The organism is Actinacidiphila alni, from assembly GCF_900112845.1.
In the GTDB taxonomy this organism is placed as follows: Bacteria; Actinomycetota; Actinomycetes; order Streptomycetales; family Streptomycetaceae; genus Actinacidiphila; species Actinacidiphila alni.
In genome coordinates this window covers 207,865-226,874 of record NZ_FONG01000009.1, presented here as the reverse complement: position 1 = coordinate 226,874, position 19,010 = coordinate 207,865, and the positions used below count along the sequence as shown (strand labels likewise).

General features: G+C 71.7%; 16 protein-coding genes. 13 read left to right on the top strand and 3 right to left on the bottom strand.

Features of this window, described 5'->3' with window-relative positions; translation table 11 throughout:
• Positions 1-7: 7 nt before the first annotated feature.
• Together BM076_RS17485 and BM076_RS17480 are read right to left on the bottom strand one after the other, a co-directional pair.
• Positions 8-640 (bottom strand): TIGR03085 family metal-binding protein, encoded by a 633-nt coding sequence (locus tag BM076_RS17485; RefSeq protein WP_093714487.1) that lies wholly within the window; start codon positions 638-640, stop codon positions 8-10.
• Positions 641-755: 115 nt separating this feature from the next.
• On the bottom strand, positions 756-1,463 hold the full coding sequence (locus BM076_RS17480; protein ID WP_093714486.1) for a hypothetical protein: 708 nt from the start codon (positions 1,461-1,463) through the stop codon (positions 756-758).
• Positions 1,464-1,823: 360 nt separating this feature from the next.
• Between BM076_RS17480 and hisI the strand changes: the two genes are divergently transcribed.
• Positions 1,824-2,183: a phosphoribosyl-AMP cyclohydrolase gene (gene hisI, locus BM076_RS17475; RefSeq protein ID WP_407640669.1), complete on the top strand. Its 360-nt coding sequence runs from the start codon at positions 1,824-1,826 to the stop codon at positions 2,181-2,183.
• A gap of 59 nt (positions 2,184-2,242) precedes the next feature.
• Complete coding sequence (locus tag BM076_RS17470; RefSeq protein WP_093714485.1) at positions 2,243-3,751, top strand: anthranilate synthase component I; 1,509 nt, start codon at positions 2,243-2,245, stop codon at positions 3,749-3,751.
• Positions 3,752-3,846: 95 nt separating this feature from the next.
• Here BM076_RS17470 and BM076_RS17465 read toward each other — a convergent pair whose 3' ends face one another.
• Entirely contained in the window at positions 3,847-5,073 is a 1,227-nt protein-coding gene (locus BM076_RS17465; RefSeq protein WP_093714593.1) for a S53 family peptidase, read from the bottom strand.
• Between the two features lie 511 nt (positions 5,074-5,584).
• Here BM076_RS17465 and BM076_RS17460 point away from each other — a divergent pair.
• From BM076_RS17460 to BM076_RS17415, 11 genes are all read left to right on the top strand, one after another.
• Positions 5,585-6,184 (top strand): TIGR02234 family membrane protein, encoded by a 600-nt coding sequence (locus tag BM076_RS17460; RefSeq protein ID WP_093714592.1) that lies wholly within the window; start codon positions 5,585-5,587, stop codon positions 6,182-6,184.
• A gap of 140 nt (positions 6,185-6,324) precedes the next feature.
• Positions 6,325-6,621 carry an HGxxPAAW family protein gene (locus BM076_RS17455; RefSeq protein ID WP_093714484.1) on the top strand — a complete coding sequence of 99 codons (297 nt, stop codon included), beginning with the start codon at positions 6,325-6,327 and terminating at the stop codon, positions 6,619-6,621.
• Between the two features lie 88 nt (positions 6,622-6,709).
• The gene (locus BM076_RS17450) at positions 6,710-7,168 is read left to right on the top strand and encodes a DUF2752 domain-containing protein (protein ID WP_245796118.1); all 459 of its coding nucleotides are present in this window, start codon (positions 6,710-6,712) and stop codon (positions 7,166-7,168) included.
• 192 nt (positions 7,169-7,360) lie between these two features.
• Positions 7,361-8,167, top strand: coding sequence for an indole-3-glycerol phosphate synthase TrpC (gene trpC, locus BM076_RS17445; protein ID WP_093714483.1), 807 nt, complete (start codon positions 7,361-7,363; stop codon positions 8,165-8,167).
• 10 nt (positions 8,168-8,177) lie between these two features.
• Positions 8,178-8,321: a tryptophan biosynthesis modulator TrpM gene (trpM, locus tag BM076_RS38305; RefSeq protein ID WP_407640668.1), complete on the top strand. Its 144-nt coding sequence runs from the start codon at positions 8,178-8,180 to the stop codon at positions 8,319-8,321.
• Between the two features lie 88 nt (positions 8,322-8,409).
• Positions 8,410-9,693 (top strand): tryptophan synthase subunit beta, encoded by a 1,284-nt coding sequence (trpB, locus tag BM076_RS17440; RefSeq protein WP_093714482.1) that lies wholly within the window; start codon positions 8,410-8,412, stop codon positions 9,691-9,693.
• Positions 9,690-10,508, top strand: a complete 819-nt coding sequence (gene trpA, locus BM076_RS17435) for a tryptophan synthase subunit alpha (RefSeq protein WP_093714481.1) — start codon at positions 9,690-9,692, stop codon at positions 10,506-10,508. Before trpB ends, trpA begins: the two co-directional genes overlap by 4 nt.
• Positions 10,509-10,626: 118 nt before the next feature.
• Positions 10,627-11,436: a DsbA family protein gene (locus tag BM076_RS17430; protein WP_093714480.1), complete on the top strand. Its 810-nt coding sequence runs from the start codon at positions 10,627-10,629 to the stop codon at positions 11,434-11,436.
• 75 nt (positions 11,437-11,511) lie between these two features.
• Positions 11,512-12,471: a prolipoprotein diacylglyceryl transferase gene (lgt, locus tag BM076_RS17425; protein WP_093714479.1), complete on the top strand. Its 960-nt coding sequence runs from the start codon at positions 11,512-11,514 to the stop codon at positions 12,469-12,471.
• Positions 12,472-12,914: 443 nt separating this feature from the next.
• Complete coding sequence (gene gltB, locus BM076_RS17420) at positions 12,915-17,483, top strand: glutamate synthase large subunit (protein WP_245796117.1); 4,569 nt, start codon at positions 12,915-12,917, stop codon at positions 17,481-17,483.
• Positions 17,476-18,939, top strand: a complete 1,464-nt coding sequence (locus tag BM076_RS17415; protein WP_093714478.1) for a glutamate synthase subunit beta — start codon at positions 17,476-17,478, stop codon at positions 18,937-18,939. The genes gltB and BM076_RS17415 overlap by 8 nt, the downstream gene beginning before the upstream one ends.
• The last annotated feature ends 71 nt before the right edge of the window (positions 18,940-19,010 follow it).

Genomic DNA, 19,010 nt, shown 5'->3' with positions numbered 1-19,010 from the left:
AGAACCGCTACAGGCCGAGCTTGGCGTCGTAGAGCCTGGCCACCGCGTCCTTGTCGCCGTCCACCTCGACCTTGGCGGCGTCCTGGCGGCCGGAGGCGAAGATTGTCAGTTCGGCGGGGTCGCCGGTGACGGTCACGACGGGGGAGCCCTTGCGGGCGACGGCGGTCTGGCCGTTCGGGCGGCGCAGGACGAGGCCGACCGGCGACTTGCGGCCCGCGAGCCGGGCGGTGCGCTCCAGCCGGGCCCACAGCGCGTCGGCGAAGACCGCGTCCACGGCCCGCGGTGTCCAGTCGGGCACGGCACGCCTGACGTCCTCGGCGTGCACATAGAACTCGACGGTGTTGGACGCCTCGTCCAGCTGCTTGATGGAGAAGGGCGACAGCCTGGGCGGACCCGTCCTGATGAGCTGGATCAGCTCCTCGTACGGCTTGCGCGCGTACTCCTTGCGGACCCGTTCCAGCCGGTCCGCGAGCTGCGGGACGATCAGTCCCGCCGCGGCGTCGCCGCGCCGTTCGCGTACCACCACGTGGGCGGCGAGATCGCGGGTGGACCAGCCCTCGCACAATGTCGGGCCGTCCGGGCCCGCCTGCTCCAGCAGATCGGCGAGGAGCAGACGTTCACGCTGGGCATGTGTCGACATGACGCCAGATTACGACCTCGCGGCCGGTACGTCCGCTCCCCGCCCTGCTGTCCCCACGACGACAGGCCGGCGGCCGGGCCCGATGACGTACTCACGGGTCGGCCGGTCCCCGGGCCTAGCCCAGCGGGGCGTAGAGCTTCTTGCTGTTGGTGCCGTTGTTCAGGGTGAGCGAGCAGGTGACCGTCTTGCGGCCCTGCAACTCATAGGTGGTCAGCTTCGGGAACAGCGCGTACGGGTAGTACAGCCGTCCGTCGGCGGGCAGGTGCTTCTTGGCGTCGGCCGTGCACAGCTCCAGCGCCTTGGACTGGATGTCCTGGTCGTCGGTGAAGGTGCCGGACAGCGTCTCGTTGGCCACCACCTGGCCGTCGTGCGCGGAACTGCACGACTTGGTGGTCACCGTGTCGATGGTGGGCGTCAGCGTCGGCGCGTCGAAGCACTTGCCGGGCGAGAGCACCACGTACGGCACGACCTTCTCCGTCGGAGTGGTGGTCGGCAGATCGGTGAACGGGTCGTCGGTCGGCGTCTCGATCGGGTCGTCCGACGGCTCGGTGAAGCTCGGTATCGGCTCGGTGCTGAAGGTCGGCATGTCCGTCGGCAGACCGGTCGGCAGCGTCACCGTCGGCGTGCCGGTCGGCTTGTTGGCCTGGTCCTTGTCGTCGCCCCCGCCACCGGACAGCGCCACGGCGGTGCCGATGCCGGCGACCACGAGGAGCACCACGAGACCGATCAGCAGATTGCGCTTGTTGTTGTTCGGCGGAGGCGGCGGCGGGTAACCGCCGGGTCCACCGGGACCCTGCGGGTAGCCGTAACCACCGGGCGGCACCGGCGGTCCGGGCGGGCCCGGCTGGCCGTAACCGCCCTGCTGCTGGCCGTACGGTCCCGGCGCGGCCTGCGTCGGGTCCTGCGGATAACCGTAGTTCTGACCGCCGCCTTGTTGCGGATAGCCATAACCGCCGTTACCCGGCGGAGGGGGAGGTGGGGGGCCGAAGCCCTGCGGTGGCCCGAAACCGCCCCCCTGGTCGGGAGGGGGCGGCGAACCTTCTGGCGGCGGTGGTGGAAAACCCATGACGGCAGGATGCCCCATACGGGTGACATGAGCGAGCGGCAACCGGATGCCGGTCAACTCACTTGTCCTCTTTGCCGGTTATTGACGCTTTTCGAATTCTTGAAAATCGGCGGCAGAATGGTCACCATGCCCGCCACCTCGCTCGACCCCGAAGTCGCCGCCCGCCTCAAGCGCACGGCCGACGGTCTCGTACCCGCCATCGCCCAGCAGTACGACACCGGTGAGGTGCTGATGCTCGGCTGGATGGACGACGAGGCGCTGCACCGTACCCTCACCACCGGCCGCTGCACGTACTGGAGCCGCAGCCGCCAGGAGTACTGGGTCAAGGGCGACACGTCCGGCCACGTCCAGCACGTCAAGTCCGTCGCCCTCGACTGCGACGGCGACACCCTGCTGGTGAAGGTCGACCAGGTCGGCGCCGCCTGCCACACCGGCGACCGCACGTGCTTCGAGGCCGGCCCGCTGCCGCTGGGCTAGGGCCTGTCCGGAGACGCGGCGCTTGGCCGTGCCCGGGCGGCGGCGACTAATCTCGGCGCATGGACCTTGAGACCTTCCGGAAGTTGGCGGTCGACCGCCGGGTGATTCCGGTGACGCGCAAGCTGCTCGCCGACGGCGACACCCCGGTGGGGCTGTACCGCAAGCTCGCGGGGGAGCGCACCGGCACCTTCCTGCTGGAGTCCGCGGAGAACGGGCGTTCCTGGTCCCGCTATTCGTTCGTCGGGGTGCGGTCGGCGGCCATGCTGACCGCGCGCGACGGACAGGCGCACTGGCTCGGCGCGCCGCCGGTCGGCGTGCCCGTCGACGGCGACCCCCTGGAGGCGCTGCGCGTCACCGTCGAGGCGCTGCACACCCCGCGCGACCTGGCCGCCGGGATGCCGCCGTTCACCGGCGGCATGGTCGGCTACCTCGGCTACGACATCGTCCGCCGCCTGGAGCGGATCGGCGAGCACACCCGGGACGATCTGCGGCTGCCCGAGCTGACGATGCTGCTCACCTCCGACCTCGCCGTCCTTGACCACTGGGACGGCACCGTCCTGCTGATCGCCAACGCGATCAACCACAACGACCGCGACACCGGGGTCGACGAGGCGTACGCGGACGCCGTCACCCGCCTCGACGCGATGGAGGCCGACCTCGCGCAGCCCGCCGAGTACGCCCCGGTCGCGCTGCCGCCGTCCGAACTGCCGGAGTACACCGCGCTGTGGGGCGGGGCCGCATACCAGCGCGCGGTGGACGACGTGAAGGAGCGGATCCGGGCGGGCGAGGCGTTCCAGGTGGTGCCCTCGCAGCGCTTCGAGACGCCGTGCACGGCGTCCGCGCTGGACGTCTACCGGGTGCTGCGGGCCACCAACCCCAGCCCGTACATGTATCTCTTCCGCTTCCCCGGCGAATCCGAGGGCGAGGGCGGCGGCTTCGACGTCGTCGGCTCCAGCCCCGAGGCGCTGGTCAAGGTCGAGGACGGGCGCGCGATGGTGCACCCCATCGCGGGCACCCGGCCGCGCGGCGCGACCCCGCGGGAGGACACCGCGCTCGCCGAGGAGCTGCTCGCCGACCCCAAGGAGCGCGCCGAGCACCTGATGCTCGTCGATCTCGGGCGCAACGACCTGGGGCGGGTCTGCGAGCCGGGCAGCGTGGAGGTCGTCGACTTCATGTCCGTCGAGCGCTATTCGCATGTGATGCACATCGTCTCGACCGTCACCGGCCGGGTCGCCGAGGGCCGTACCGCCTTCGACGTGCTCACCGCGTGCTTCCCGGCCGGCACGCTCTCCGGCGCGCCCAAGCCGCGCGCCATGCAGATCATCGAGGAGCTGGAGCCGTCCCGGCGCGGGCTGTACGGCGGCTGCGTCGGCTATCTCGACTTCGCCGGCGACTCCGACACCGCCATCGCCATCCGCACCGCGCTGCTCCGCGACGGCACCGCCTACGTCCAGGCCGGCGCGGGTGTCGTCGCCGACAGCGATCCGGTGGCCGAGGACACCGAATGCCGCAACAAGGCCGCCGCCGTGCTCAGGGCGGTCGCCACCGCCAACCGTCTGCCGCGCTGAGTCGCTCTTCGCGGAGGAGCAGACACCAAGGGGCGCGGGGACCTGCGCCTGGCGCAGGTCCCCGCGCCCCTGTCGGGCGCCGTGTTCCGAGGGCGTCAGCCCGTGAAGGCGGCGGTGCCGTTCGGGGTGCCGAGGCCCGTGGGGCCGTCGTAACCGTCACCGCCGTTGCACTGGTAGGTGCTGTCGCAGGAGCCGTTCGACCCGCTGGTGACGTCATTGAGGGCGTCGGTGTGGGCGTACGGGAACGACGACGGGTAGGACCCGGAGGACGGCGTACCGGCGAGCGCGTAGACGGACGCGATCAGGGGAGCCGAGGCACTGGTGCCGCCGAAGACCTCCCAGCCGCTGTCCGATCCGTAGGTGTCGTAGACCGCGACCCCCGTGGCCGGGTCGGCGACCGCCGAGACATCGGCGATGGTGCGCTTGCCGCAGCCCGAGTCCGTCTGCCAGGACGGCTTCGCGTCGTAGGCCGAGCAGCCGGAACCGGTGCCGCTCCACACCGACTCGGACCAGCCGCGGCTGGACCCGTCCTTGGTCAGCGAGGTGCCGCCGACCGCGGTGACGTACTGCGAGGCCGCCGGGTACTCCGCCCCGTAGCCGCTGTCACCGGCGCTGACGGTGATCGCCACGCCCGGGTGGTCGAAGTAGGAGCTGTCGTACGACGGGTCGGAGGAGGACTCGCCGCCGCCGTAGCTGTTGGACACGTACTTCGCGCCCAGCGACACCGCGGTGTTGACGGCCTCGCCCAGGTTGGTCATCGACGAGTCGTCCGACTCGACCAGCAGGATGTGGCAGTCGGGGCACGCGGCGCTGACCATGTCGAGGTCGAGCGATATCTCCTCGGCCCAGCCCGCGTCGGGGCTCGGCAGCGAGGACGAGCTGCCGGACTGGCCGACCTTGGAGAAGCAGCCGTTGGCGGTGGAGCACTCGGGCAGACCGTACGTGGAACGGTAGGTCGCCAGGTCCGCCTCGGCGTTGGGGTTGTCGTACGCGTCGACGATGGCCACCGTCGCGCCGGACCCGCCGGAGGACGGCAGGCCGTACGCGCTCTGCAGGTCCGCGGGGCCGAAGCCGGAGGGGGCCGCGGCCGGGTCCACGGAACCGGTGGACTTCTTGAGGGTGCTGATGCCCTTGGTGACCTTCAGCGCCTTGCAGGCCATCACGTCGGGATGGCTGCTGACCGCACAGGAGCGTGCGGTGTCGACGCCGTGCGCCGCGGGGGAGGCCCCGGCGGTGGGCGCGAGGGCGAATCCGGACAGGGCGAGGCCGCCCGCCGCGGCGACCGCGAGCGCGGTCCTGCGGGCGGTGCGGGTGAGGGTGATCGAACGCAACTAATGCCTCCCGTGTGTGGGGTTGGGGGCTGCGGGTGCGTGACTGGTGGTGCCATTGGTGCGAGTAGGAATTAGTGGGACGGCCGAGAACGTACGGTGACCGGCGCACGTCAACAAGGAGGGGTTCGGAAGCTATACCTCCGTTTTGCCTGCGCTATAAGGGAGTTGAGCAACTCATGGCCTCCCGTTGACCTTTCGGCAGGTGTGAAATCGCAACGTCCTGATATCGGATCGAACAGCCGTCATGGCCGGTGTGCCGGGATCACACAGGATCGACACAGCGTCTTTCGGCCGCCGGCCGCACCGCCGTCCCGGCCCTCCCCGCGACCCCGCCCGAGGGGCCGCCGCGAGGACAGGCGATAGTGGAGGGGTGACCGACATCCAGGCCGAGACCGACACCGGGGCCGAGACCGACACCGGCACCGGGGCCGAGACCGAGACCGGGGCGAGCACCGGAGCGGACGCCGGGGCGAGCACCGGCGCCGCCGCCCGCCGCGCCGCCATGCGGACCCTCGCCGTCGCGCTCGCCTGCGGCGTGATCGGCGCCAGTGTCGTCCTGCTCGCGGCGGGCAAGACCTGGGCGCGCGGCACCGCCGCCTTCGGCCAGGGCACCCTGCCGGTGCACGCCACCGGCAGTCAGGCCACCGCCCTGCCCGGCGCCCTGGCCCTGGTGGGCCTCGCCGCCCTGGTCGCCGTCTTCGCCGTCCGCCGGTTCGGCCGCTACGCCGTCTCCGGGCTGCTCGCGCTCAGCGGCCTCGGCGTGATCGTGATCGTGCTGGCCCGCCGCTCGGCCACCGGCGCCCTCAATGAGCGCGCCGCCGCCGCGTCCGGCCTCACCCACGCCACCGCCGGGCACACCAGCACCACCGGCTGGCCGCTGGTCGCGGTGGCCGGCGGCGTCCTGCTGCTGGTCGCCGGCCTGCTCGCGGTGCGGTACGGGGCGGCCTGGCCCGCGATGTCCAGCCGCTACGACCGGCCCGGCGCCCGCCCCTCGGTCCGCGGCCGGGCCGCCGCCCGGCCCGCTCCGGTCGACCCCGACCGGGCCGAGGACCTGTGGAAGGCCCTGGACCGCGGCGAGGACCCCACCCAGGCGGCCGGCTGACCCGCGCCGCCGCGGGGCGACGTACGACACACCCTTCCCGGCCCACCCCCGTGCACGGCGGGGCGGGAAGACGCGCAACAATGGAGAGGACGTCGGTGGTCACAAGGACGCCGCCGGCGACGAGGACTCAGGGAGCACACATGGCGGTCCATCACGACCACGGACACACCCCCGCCGCGTGGACCGGCGTGATCATCTCCTTCATCGGCTTCTGCGCGGCCGGCCTCTTCATGGTCGCCGCCCAGCCGGTCCCCTTCTGGGCGAGCATCGGCGTCATCCTGCTCGGCGCCGTCGTCGGCGGTGCCATGCGGGTCATGGGCCTGGGCAAGAAGGAGGACCCGCAGGTGCGGACCGCGCGCGCCGAGGCGGCCGAGGCGGTCACCGCCCAGTCCGCGACGCCCGCCGAGACCCCGGCCGAGGCCAACGCGAGCGCCTGAGCCGGGCCGCCCACCGGGCGCAGCCGCCGGCCCCCGCCCCGGGGTCCGCGTGCTGCGCCTTCGTGCGTCCGGGGGCAGAATCGGCGCTGTGACCGACGACACGGCCGTCCAGGCCCGCCCCGCGACCGGCCCCGCTCCCGCCGCGCCCGGCGGCGCGCTCGCCCGGGTCGCCGTACCGCTGGGCGTCCTCGGCGCCGTCGCCGCCGCCTTCGCGTACGTCGGCAGCGTCGACCCCAATACGCCGGGCCACTATCCGGCCTGCCCGCTGCTGCACTACACGGGCGTCTACTGCCCCGGCTGCGGCGGCCTGCGCAGCGCCTACGCCGTCGCCCACGGCCACCTCGGCACCGCGCTCGGCTGCAACGCGCTCGCGGTCGCCGGATACGTCGTCTTCGCCGTGGTCTGGACGGTCTGGTTCGGCCGCCGGGCGCGCGGCCGGCCGTTCGAACCCGCGCTGCGCCCGGCGTACGGCTGGGCCCTCGGCGCGCTCGTGCTGGCCTTCACCGTTGTCCGGAATCTGCCGTTCGGCGGCGCGCTGATCCCCTGAACGGCGTCCGCGGCGGTCCGCGTCCCGGAAGGTGTTTGTCCAGGTAGTGGGACCGCGAATCCCCGGATGCGGGCCCCGGGCCCGCATCCCGATACCATCGGAGTGCCGGTGGTTCCCACCATTGGCTTGATCGTTTCGCTGCTTGATCATCCGGCAGTACGAACCCGGCCCGTCCGGAAGGGGAGCTCTCGCGTGAGTGTGCTCGACGAGATCATCGACGGAGTCCGCGCTGACCTCGCCGAGCGGCAGGCCCGCGTCACCCTCGACGAACTCAAGGAGCGGGCCGCCAAGGCACGCGACGCCAGGGACGGGGTGGCCGCGCTGCGCGGCGACGCCGTCAAGGTGATCTGCGAGGTCAAGCGGTCCAGCCCGTCCAAGGGCGCGCTCGCCGCGATCGCCGACCCGGCCGGACTCGCCGCCGACTACGAGGCGGGCGGCGCGGCGGTGATCAGCGTCCTCACCGAGCAGCGCAAATTCGGCGGCTCGCTCGCCGACCTGGAGGCCGTCCGGGCCAAGGTCGACATCCCCGTGCTGCGCAAGGACTTCATCGTCACCGCCTACCAGCTGTGGGAGGCCCGCGCGTACGGCGCCGACCTCGCGCTGCTGATCGTCTCCGCGCTGGACCAGGAGGCCCTGGTCTCGCTGGTCGAGCGGGCCGAGTCGATCGGCCTCACGCCGATCGTCGAGGTGCACGACGAGGAGGAGGTCGAGCGGGCGGTGGACGCCGGGGCGAAGATCATCGGGGTCAACGCGCGCAATCTGAAGACCCTCGAGGTGGACCGGGGCAACTTCGCCCGGGTCGCACCCGAGATCCCCGACCACATCGTCAAGATCGCCGAGTCCGGGGTGCGCGGGCCGCACGACCTGATCGCGTACGCCAACGACGGGGCCGACGCCGTACTCGTCGGCGAGTCGCTGGTCACCGGCAAGGACCCGCGGGCCGCGGTCGCCGATCTGGTGGCGGCCGGCGCGCATCCGGCGCTGCGGTTCGGCCGCTAGACTCACCGCCATGTCCCTCGCCTCGCGTCTCGCACCCGGGTGCCGCCCCCGCGGCTGCCGGGCGCCCGCGCGCAAGGTGCTGGGACGGCGGGTGCGGTACGTGATCGGGTGCGAGCCCGGGCAGGTGAACGGCAGGCGATGGCGCCGCGGCTGAGTCCGCGAGCACAGCCACGCCCTCGGGGCGACGTCATGCCCACACCCCGCCGTACCTCGCCGTGCGGCGCACAGCCAGGGACATCCCCATGCCAGAAACGCCAGCAGCAGCACAGGACTTCTTCCATCCGGATCCGGACGGATCCGTCCCCACCCCGGCCGGCTACTTCGGGGCCTTCGGCGGCAAATTCATCCCGGAGGCGCTGGTCGCCGCCGTGGACGAGGTGGCCGTCGAGTACGACAAGGCCAAGTCCGACCCCGCCTTCGCCGCCGAGCTGAACGACCTGATGGTCAACTACGCCGGCCGCCCCAGCGCCCTCACCGAGGTGCCGCGCTTCGCCCGGGAGGCCGGCGGCGCCCGGGTCTTCCTCAAGCGCGAGGACCTCAACCACACCGGCTCGCACAAGATCAACAATGTGCTGGGCCAGACCCTGCTCACCAAGCGGATGGGCAAGACCCGCGTCATCGCCGAGACCGGCGCGGGCCAGCACGGCGTGGCCACCGCCACCGCCTGCGCGCTCTTCGGCCTGGACTGCACGATCTACATGGGCGAGATCGACACGCAGCGCCAGGCGCTCAACGTCGCCCGGATGCGGATGCTCGGCGCCGAGGTCGTCGCCGTCACCTCCGGCAGCCGCACCCTGAAGGACGCCATCAATGAGGCGTTCCGCGACTGGGTCGCCAATGTCGACCGCACCCACTACCTCTTCGGCACGGTCGCGGGGCCGCACCCGTTCCCCGCGCTGGTGCGCGACTTCCACCGGGTGATCGGCGTCGAGGCACGCCGTCAGCTGCTGGAGCGCGCCGGGCGGCTGCCGGACGCGGCCGTGGCCTGTGTCGGCGGCGGCTCCAACGCCATGGGCCTGTTCCACGCCTTCCTGCCCGACGGCGCGGTCCGGCTGATCGGCTGCGAGCCCGCGGGCCACGGGGTGGCCACCGGCGAGCACGCGGCCACCCTCACCGAGGGCGAGCCCGGCATCCTGCACGGCTCCCGCTCCTACGTCCTCCAGGACGACGAGGGCCAGATCACCGAGCCGTACTCGATCTCCGCCGGACTCGACTACCCCGGCGTCGGTCCCGAGCACTCCTTCCTCAAGGACTCAGGCCGCGCCGAGTACCGCGCGGTCACCGACGACGAGGCGATGCAGGCGCTGCGGCTGCTGTCCCGTACCGAGGGCATCATCCCCGCCATCGAGAGCGCCCACGCCCTGGCCGGCGCGCTCCAGGTCGGCCGCGAGCTGGGCCCCGACGGCCTGGTCCTGGTCAATCTCTCGGGCCGTGGCGACAAGGACATGGACACGGCGGCCCGCTACTTCGGGCTGTACGACGCGACCGCCGAGGTCGACGAGGACAACGAGGTGGCGGTCAAGTGAGCGGCAACGCAGAGCTGTTGAGCCGGACCCTGGCCGGCGCCAAGGCCGAGGACCGGGCCGCGCTGGTGGCGTACCTGCCCGCCGGATTCCCGACCGTGGACGGCGGGATCGAGGCGGTCAAGGCGGCATTCGAAGGCGGCGCCGACGTCGTCGAGGTGGGGCTGCCGCACAGCGACCCGGTGCTCGACGGCCCGGTCATCCAGACCGCCGACGACATCGCCCTGAACAAGAACCACGTCAGGATCGCCGACGTGCTGCGCACCGTACGGGAGGCGCACGCCGCCAGTGGCAAGCCGGTGCTGGTCATGACCTACTGGAATCCGGTCGACCGCTACGGCGCCGAGCGGTTCGCCGAGGAGCTGGCCGAGGCGGGCGGCGCGGGCTGCATCCTGCCGGACCTGCCGGTCGAGGAGTCCGAGGTGTGGCGCGAGGCCGCCGAGCAGCGGGGCCTGGCGACCGTCTTCGTCGTCGCGCCGTCCAGCCGCGACGAACGGCTCGCGCGGATCACCGCGGCGGGCAGCGGCTTCGTCTACGCCGCCTCCCTGATGGGGGTCACCGGCACCCGGGAGAGCGTCGGCGACCAGGCCGCCGACCTCGTACGCCGCACCCGTGCCACCACCGACCTGCCGGTCTGCGTGGGCCTCGGCGTGTCGAACGCGGTGCAGGCCGCCGAGGTCGCGTCCTTCGCGGACGGGGTGATCGTCGGCTCGGCCTTCGTCAAGCGGATCCTGGACGCGGACGGCGATCTGCCCGCCGCCCTCGACGGTGTCCGCACCCTGGCCGCGGAACTGGCCGAGGGCGTCCGCAAGCGCTGACCGCGCCGTCCCCCGGTCCGGGCGGTGACCCCGGCAAACCCGGCCCGATGTAACACGTTGGGGCGAATCGCGGTGCGGGAGGGCGCTGAAGTGCCCTCCCGCACCGTTGGTCAGGGACGTGAGCCAGAAGAACCGTGACGGAAAGCGCAGCGCCCGCGAGGCCCTGCGAGAGCAGCGTGAGAAAGAGCAGGCCCGCGCCCGGCGCAAGCGCACCCTGGTGGTCGCGAGCGGGGTGGTCGCCGTCCTCGCCATCGCCGCCGTGATCGGCGTGGTCGTCGCCAATCACAAGGACAGCGACAAGAACTCCACGCCCGCCGCCGCGCCCAAGGGCGCCACCGGCAAGGACAATGTGGTCATCCCGGTCGGCGCCGCCGACGCGCCCTCGGTGCTGACCATCTACGAGGACTTCCGCTGCCCGGCGTGCGACGCCTTCGAGAAGACCTTCACCCCCACCATCCACAGCCTCGAGGACAGCGGCCAGATCCGTACGGAATACCACCTGGTGACGCTGATCGACGGCAATCTCGGCGGTTCCGGCTCGCTGGACGCCGCGAACGCCGCCGCCTGCGCCCAGGACGCCGGGAAATTCCGCGCCTTCCACGACGTGCTCTACAGCAATCAGCCGGACGAGCAGGACGACAAGTTCTCCGACAAGAACCACCTGCTGGACCTGGCGGGCAAGGTCGACGGACTGAAGACGCCGACCTTCACCGCCTGCGTGAACAACGGCACGCACGACTCGTGGGTGAAGAAGTCCAACAGCGCCTTCGGCTCCTCCGGCTTCAATTCCACGCCGACCATTCTGCTGAACGGCAAGAGCATCTACGGCAGCACCAGCAATCTCACGCCCGACTCCCTCAAGCAGATGGTGACGGACGCGAACAAGGGCAAGAAGGCGGGCACGGTGACCGCGACCCCGGCCTCCTGAGGCCGGTCCGTTATCCATACGTAGCCGGGCGGGTTGCCGCTCTTCCCGTCCGGCAGGGTAGCGTCGGTCATTGCCATGGAACTCGCATTCATCCCCAGCCCCTCGCACGGAGTCGTCCACCTCGGGCCCATTCCGCTGCGCGGCTACGCGTTCTGCATCATCATCGGCGTCTTCGTGGCGGTGTGGCTCGGCGGCAAGCGCTGGGTCGCCCGCGGCGGCCGGCCGGGCACGGTCGCGGACATCGCCGTATGGGCGGTGCCGTTCGGTCTGGTCGGCGGCCGGCTGTACCACGTGATCACCGATTACGAGCTGTACTTCACCGACGGCAAGGACTGGGTCGACGCCTTCAAGATCTGGCAGGGCGGGCTCGGGATCTGGGGGGCGATCGCGTTCGGCGCGCTCGGCGCCTGGATCGGCTGCCGCCGCCGGGGGATCGCGCTGCCGGCCTACGCCGACGCCATCGCGCCGGGCATCGCCTTCGCGCAGGCGGTCGGCCGCTGGGGCAACTGGTTCAACCAGGAACTGTACGGCCGGCCCACCGATCTGCCGTGGGCGCTGAAGATCGACGCGGCGCACCGGCCGGAGGCCACGCCGGACATCGCCACGTACCACCCGACCTTCCTGTACGAGTCGCTGTGGTGCGTCGGCGTCGCGCTGCTCGTGCTGTGGGCCGACCGCCGCTTCCGGCTCGGCCACGGGCGGGCCTTCGCGCTGTACGTCGCCGCGTACACCGTGGGGCGGTTCTGGATCGAGCACATGCGGGTCGACTACGCGCACCGCATCCTGGGCATGCGTCTCAACGACTGGACGGCGATCGTCGTCTTCGTCGCGGCCGTCGTCTACTTCGTCCTGGTGGGCCGCAAGCGGCCCGGCCGCGAGGAGGTCGTCGAGCCCGGCTACGTACCGGACGGCGCGGAGCCGCCCGCCGCGGAGGACGCCGAGGAGCCGGAGCCGGAGTCGGCGACGAAAGCGGACTCCGAGCCGGAATCCGCTCCGGAACCGGACAGCGAAGAAGCGTCGTCCAAGACGCCCTGACACACCCGCGCACCGCCACGGCCCCCCGCAGCAGGAGCGCGGGGGGCCGTCCGCGCGTGCCGGGGTTACCGTCGTAGGAGGACGTACCCGCCCTCCTCGCCGCAGGCCGACCGCCCACGGCGAAACCCACCGGAAACCCGTGGCCACAAGCCGCACGTTTCCCCGTCGTTTCAGTGCCCGTCGCACGGGGCATTACCCGTGGGCGCCCCGGCAGAAAGCGGCCCGGTAGCGCGCTGGACCCAGCCGGACGACCTCCGACACGGCGATGGCCCGAATTGATCGTTCCACCCCCCATCACGTCCACATGCTGGAACTGAGTGACCGCTTCTCGAACACTCGGCCATCATGTAACCTGCACGAAATCGCAGAGGGCCAACGTCGTCCCTGTTGCGCATGCCTATGACAGGCGATGCATACAAGCCAAAGACGACGACGGGAGAGCCATGCGTTCGCGTTCCGCGTTCATGGACGGGCGCCCCGCCCCGCAGGGGATGTACGACCCCCGCAACGAGCACGATGCCTGCGGCGTCGGTTTCGTGGCCACCCTCACCGGCGAGGCGAGCCACGCGCTCGTGGATCAGGCGCTGACCGTTCTGCGCAATCTGGAGCACCGCGGTGCCACCGGCGCCGAGCCCGACTCGGGCGACGGCGCGGGCATCCTCCTCCAGATCCCGGACGCCTTCCTGCGCGAGGCCGCCGGCTTCGCGCTCCCCGAGCCCGGCCACTACGCGGTCGGCCTCGCCTTCCTGCCGGTCGAGCACGAGGACCGCGCCAAGGCCGTCGACGCGATCGAGCGGATCGCCGTCGAGGAGGGCCTGACCGTCCTCGGCTGGCGCGAGGTCCCGGTCGCCCCCGAGCTGCTGGGCGCCACCGCCCGCTCGACCATGCCGTACTTCTCCCAGCTCTTCGTCGCCGACACCGCGGGGAACGCCGCCGGCCTCGACCTGGACCGGCCCGCCTTCGTGCTGCGCAAGCGCGCCGAGCGCGAGGCCGACGTGTACTTCCCGTCGCTGTCCGCGCGCACCGTCGTCTACAAGGGCATGCTGACCACCGGCCAGCTCGAACCCTTCTTCCCCGACCTGTCCGACCCGCGGTTCGCCACCGCCATCGCGCTGGTCCACTCCCGCTTCTCCACCAACACCTTCCCGAGCTGGCCGCTGGCCCACCCGTACCGCTTCGTCGCGCACAACGGCGAGATCAACACGGTCAAGGGCAACCGCAACTGGATGCGGGCCCGCGAGTCGCAGCTGGCCAGCGACCTGTTCGGCCCGGCGGGCTCCGGAGCCAACGCGGACCTGGAGCGGATCTTCCCGATCTGTACGCCCGGCGCCTCCGACACCGCGTCCTTCGACGAGGTGCTGGAACTGCTGCACCTCGGCGGCCGGTCGCTGCCGCACTCCGTGCTGATGATGATCCCCGAGGCGTGGGAGAACCACGAGGCGATGGACACCGCGCGCCGCGCCTTCTACCAGTACCACTCCACGCTGATGGAGCCCTGGGACGGCCCGGCCTGCGTCACCTTCACCGACGGCTCCGTCGTCGGCGCGGTCCTGGACCGCAACGGACTGCGCCCCGGCCGCTATTGGGTCACCGACGACGGCCTGGTCGTGCTCGCCTCCGAGTCCGGCGTGCTGCACGACATCGACCCCGGCAAGGTGGTCCGCAAGGGCCGCCTCCAGCCCGGCCGGATGTTCCTGGTCGACACCGTCTCGCACCGGATCGTCGAGGACGACGAGATCAAGGCCGGCATCGCCGCCGAGAACCCGTACGCGGACTGGCTGGAAGCCGGTCTGATCAACCTCAACGACCTGCCCGAGCGCGAGCACATCGTGCACACCCACGCCTCGGTCACCCGCCGCCAGCAGACCTTCGGCTACACCGAGGAAGAGCTGCGCGTCATCCTCGCGCCGATGGCCCGCACCGGCGGCGAACCGCTCGGCTCGATGGGCACCGACTCGCCGATCGCCGCGCTCTCCGAGCGGCCCCGGCTGCTCTTCGACTACTTCACCCAGCTCTTCGCGCAGGTCACCAACCCGCCGCTGGACGCCATCCGCGAGGAACTCGTCACCTCGCTGATCTCCACCATCGGCCCGTCCGGCAACCTGCTGGAGCCCAGCCCGGCCTCCTGTCGCAACATCACCCTGCCCTTCCCGGTGATCGACAACGACGAGCTGGCCAAGCTGATCCACGTCAACGCCGACGGCGACATGCCCGGCCTGAAGGCCGCGACGCTCTCCGGCCTCTACCGGGTCACCGGCGGCGGCACCGCGCTCGCCGCCCGGCTCGCCGAGATCTGCGCCGAGGCCGACGCCGCCATAGAGGACGGCGCCCGGCTGATCGTGCTCTCCGACCGGCACTCGGACGCCGAGCACGCGCCGATCCCGTCGCTGCTGCTCACCTCCGCCGTGCACCACCACCTGATCCGCACCAAGCAGCGCACCCAGGTCGGCGTCCTCGTCGAGGCCGGCGATGTGCGCGAGGTGCACCACGTGGCGCTGCTCATCGGCTACGGCGCCGCCGCCGTCAACCCCTACCTGGCCATGGAGTCCGTCGAGGACCTGGTCAGGGCCGGCACCTTCCTGCCCGGCATCGAGGTCGAGACCGCGCTGAAGAACCTGATCAAGGCGCTCGGCAAGGGCGTCCTGAAGGTGATGTCCAAGATGGGCATCTCCACCGTCGCCTCCTACCGCGGCGCGCAGGTCTTCGAGGCGATCGGCCTGGAGGCCGACTTCGTCGACACCTACTTCCACGGCACCGACACCAAGATCGGCGGCGCCGGCATCGACGTCGTCGCCCAGGAGGTCGCCGCCCGGCACGCCAGGGCCTATCCGCTGTCCGGCATCCCCGCCGCGCACCGCAGGCTCGACATCGGCGGCGAGTACCAGTGGCGCCGCGAGGGCGAACCGCACCTGTTCGACCCGGACACCGTCTTCCGGCTCCAGCACGCCACCCGCACCCGGCGCTACGACATCTTCAAGCAGTACACCCAGCGGGTGAACGAGCAGTCCGAGCGGCTGATGACGCTGCGCGGCCTGTTCGGGCTGAAGAACGACCGCGGCCCGGTCCCGATCGACGAGGTCGAACCGGTCTCCGAGATCGTCAAGCGGTTCTCCACCGGCGCCATGTCGTACGGCTCGATCTCCCGCGAGGCGCACGAGACGCTCGCCATCGCCATGAACCAGCTCGGCGGCAAGTCCAACACCGGCGAGGGCGGCGAGGACCCGGAGCGGCTGTACGACCCGGCCCGGCGCAGCGCCATCAAGCAGGTCGCCTCCGGCCGCTTCGGCGTCACCTCCGAGTACCTGGTCAACGCCGACGACATCCAGATCAAGATGGCCCAGGGCGCCAAGCCCGGCGAGGGCGGCCAGCTGCCCGGCCACAAGGTCTACCCGTGGATCGCCGGCACCCGGCACTCCACCGCCGGCGTCGGCCTGATCTCGCCGCCGCCGCACCACGACATCTACTCCATCGAGGACCTCGCCCAGCTCATCCACGACCTGAAGAACGCCAACCCCAGGGCGCGGGTGCACGTCAAGCTGGTCTCCGAGGTCGGCGTCGGCACCGTCGCCGCCGGTGTGTCCAAGGCGCACGCCGACGTCGTCCTGATCTCCGGACACGACGGCGGTACGGGCGCCTCGCCGCTCACCTCGCTCAAGCACGCGGGCGGCCCCTGGGAGCTGGGCCTGGCCGAGACGCAGCAGACGCTGCTGCTCAACGGGCTGCGCGACCGTATCGTCGTGCAGACCGACGGCCAGCTCAAGACCGGCCGCGACGTGGTCATCGCCGCGCTGCTCGGCGCCGAGGAATTCGGCTTCGCGACCGCGCCGCTGGTGGTCTCCGGCTGCGTCATGATGCGGGTCTGCCACCTCGACACCTGCCCGGTCGGCGTCGCCACCCAGAACCCGGCGCTGCGCGACCGCTTCAGCGGCAAGCCCGAATTCGTCGTCAACTTCTTCGAGTTCATCGCCGAGGAGGTCCGCGAGATCCTCGCCGAGCTGGGCTTCCGCTCCATCGACGAGGCCGTCGGCCACGCCGAGCTGATCGACGCCGACCACGCCATCGAGCACTGGAAGGCGCAGGGCCTGGACCTGGCCCCGCTGCTGTACGTGCCGGAACTGCCCGAGGGCGCGGCCCTGCGCCGCACCACCTCGCAGGACCACGGCCTGGACCGCGCCCTGGACAACGAGCTGATCCGGCTCGCCGCCGAGGCGCTGGAGACCGGTGCGCCGGTCCGCGCCCAGGTCGAGATCCGCAACGTCAACCGCACGGTCGGCACCATGCTCGGCCACGAGGTGACCAAGAAGTACGGCGGCGCGGGCCTGCCCGACGACACCATCGACGTCACCTTCACCGGCTCCGCCGGCCAGTCCTTCGGCGCGTTCCTGCCCAAGGGCATCACGCTGCGGCTGGAGGGCGATGCCAACGACTACGTCGGCAAGGGCCTGTCCGGCGGCCGGATCGTGGTCCGCCCGGACCGCGGCGCCGACCACCTCGCCGAATACTCCACGATCGCCGGCAACACCATCGCCTACGGCGCCACCGGCGGCGAGCTGTTCCTGCGCGGCCGTACCGGCGAGCGCTTCTGCGTCCGCAACTCCGGCGCCACCGTCGTCTCCGAGGGCGTCGGCGACCACGGCTGCGAGTACATGACCGGCGGCCGGGCCGTCGTGCTCGGCGCCACCGGACGGAATTTCGCGGCCGGCATGTCCGGCGGCATCGCCTACGTCCTCGACCTCGACCCGGGCGCCGTCAACTTCGGCATGGTCGGCATCGAGGCGCTGGACGCCGGCGACATCACGTGGCTGCACGATGTGGTGCGCCGCCACTTCGAGGAGACCGGCTCCACCGTCGCCGAGCGGCTGCTCGCCGACTGGGGCGGCGCCCTCACCCGCTTCGGCAAGGTCATGCCGAGGGACTACAAGGCAGTGCTCGCCGCCAAGAACGCCGCCGAGCAGGCCGGACTCTCCGAGTCCGAGACCACCGCGAAGATGATGGAGGCGGCAAATGGCTGACCCCAAGGGCTTCCTCACCACCCCGCGGGAGACCGCGCCGACCCGCCCGGTCGAGGAGCGCAAGCAGGACTGGAACGAGGTCTACGTCCCCGGCGGCCTGCTGCCGATCATCACCAAGCAGGCCGGCCGCTGCATGGACTGCGGCATCCCGTTCTGCCACAACGGCTGTCCGCTGGGGAATCTGATCCCCGAGTGGAACGACTACGCCTACCGCGAGGACTGGACCGAGGCCAGCGAGCGGCTGCACGCCACCAACAACTTCCCGGAGTTCACCGGGCGGCTGTGCCCGGCGCCGTGCGAGTCCGCGTGCGTGCTCGGCATCAACCAGCCCCCCGTCACCATCAAGAACGTCGAGGTCACCATCGTCGACAAGGCGTGGGACAACGGCGACGTGACCCCGCAGCCGCCGGAGCGGCTGTCCGGCAAGACCGTCGCCGTCATCGGCTCCGGCCCGGCCGGCCTGGCCGCCGCCCAGCAGCTCACCCGGGCCGGGCACACCGTCGCGGTCTACGAGCGCGCCGACCGGATCGGCGGACTGCTGCGGTACGGCATCCCCGAGTTCAAGATGGAGAAGCGGCACATCAACCGGCGCATCGAGCAGATGCGCGCCGAGGGCACCAAATTCCGCACCGGTGTGCAGATCGGCACCGACCTGGACGCGGCCAAGCTCGCCAAGCGGTACGACGCGGTGGTCGTCACGGCCGGCGCGACCGTCTCGCGCGACCTGCCCGTCGAGGGCCGGGAGCTGAACGGCATCCACTTCGCCATGGAGTACCTGCCGCTGGCCAACAAGGTGCAGGAGGGCGACTTCGTCGCGCCGCCGATCACCGCCGAGGGCAAGCACGTCGTCGTCATCGGCGGCGGCGACACCGGCGCGGACTGCGTCGGCACCGCCCACCGGCAGGGCGCGGCCTCCGTCACCCAGCTGGAGATCATGCCGCGGCCGTCCGACGAGCGGCCGGGCCACCAGCCGTGGCCGACGATGCCGGCCGTCTACAAGGTGACGTCCGCGCACGAGGAGGGCGGCGAGCGGGTCTACGCCGTCAACACCGTGCGCTTCACCGGTGACGCCGAGGGCAACGTCAAGGAGCTGCACCTGGTCGAGGTGGTCTTCCAGGACGGGAAGTTCGTCCCGCAGGAGGGCACCGAGCGGGTCATCCCGGCCGAGCTGGTCACCCTCGCGATGGGCTTCACCGGCACCGACCAGTCCAACGGCCTGGTCGAGCAGCTGGGCCTCGCCCTGGACGCGCGCGGCAACATCGCGCGCGACGCCGACTACGCGACCAATGTCGACGGTGTCTTCGTCGCCGGTGACGCCGGGCGCGGCCAGTCGCTCATCGTGTGGGCGATCGCCGAAGGGCGCTCGGCCGCGCGGGCCGTCGACACCTACCTCACCGGGGTCGCCTCCGCGCTCCCGGCCCCGATCCGCCCGACCGACCGGCCGCTGGCCGTCTGACCCGGGCCGGCAGATCGCGGCTGATCCCGGCTGCTTCGAGCTGTCCCACTCGTCCCGCACAACGGCGTGCG

What these genes read in the sequence shown, in the direction of transcription:
- BM076_RS17485 (WP_093714487.1), bottom strand. Translation starts at nt 640, where the DNA reads ATGTCGACACATGCCCAGCGTGAACGTCTGCTCCTCGCCGATCTGCTG.
- hisI (WP_407640669.1), top strand. Translation starts at nt 1,824, where the DNA reads ATGGTCACCATGCCCGCCACCTCGCTCGACCCCGAAGTCGCCGCCCGC.
- BM076_RS17470 (WP_093714485.1), top strand. Translation starts at nt 2,243, where the DNA reads ATGGACCTTGAGACCTTCCGGAAGTTGGCGGTCGACCGCCGGGTGATT.
- BM076_RS17460 (WP_093714592.1), top strand. Translation starts at nt 5,585, where the DNA reads ATGCGGACCCTCGCCGTCGCGCTCGCCTGCGGCGTGATCGGCGCCAGT.
- BM076_RS17455 (WP_093714484.1), top strand. Translation starts at nt 6,325, where the DNA reads ATGGCGGTCCATCACGACCACGGACACACCCCCGCCGCGTGGACCGGC.
- trpM (WP_407640668.1), top strand. Translation starts at nt 8,178, where the DNA reads ATGTCCCTCGCCTCGCGTCTCGCACCCGGGTGCCGCCCCCGCGGCTGC.
- trpB (WP_093714482.1), top strand. Translation starts at nt 8,410, where the DNA reads ATGCCAGAAACGCCAGCAGCAGCACAGGACTTCTTCCATCCGGATCCG.
- lgt (WP_093714479.1), top strand. Translation starts at nt 11,512, where the DNA reads ATGGAACTCGCATTCATCCCCAGCCCCTCGCACGGAGTCGTCCACCTC.
- gltB (WP_245796117.1), top strand. Translation starts at nt 12,915, where the DNA reads ATGCGTTCGCGTTCCGCGTTCATGGACGGGCGCCCCGCCCCGCAGGGG.
- BM076_RS17415 (WP_093714478.1), top strand. Translation starts at nt 17,476, where the DNA reads ATGGCTGACCCCAAGGGCTTCCTCACCACCCCGCGGGAGACCGCGCCG.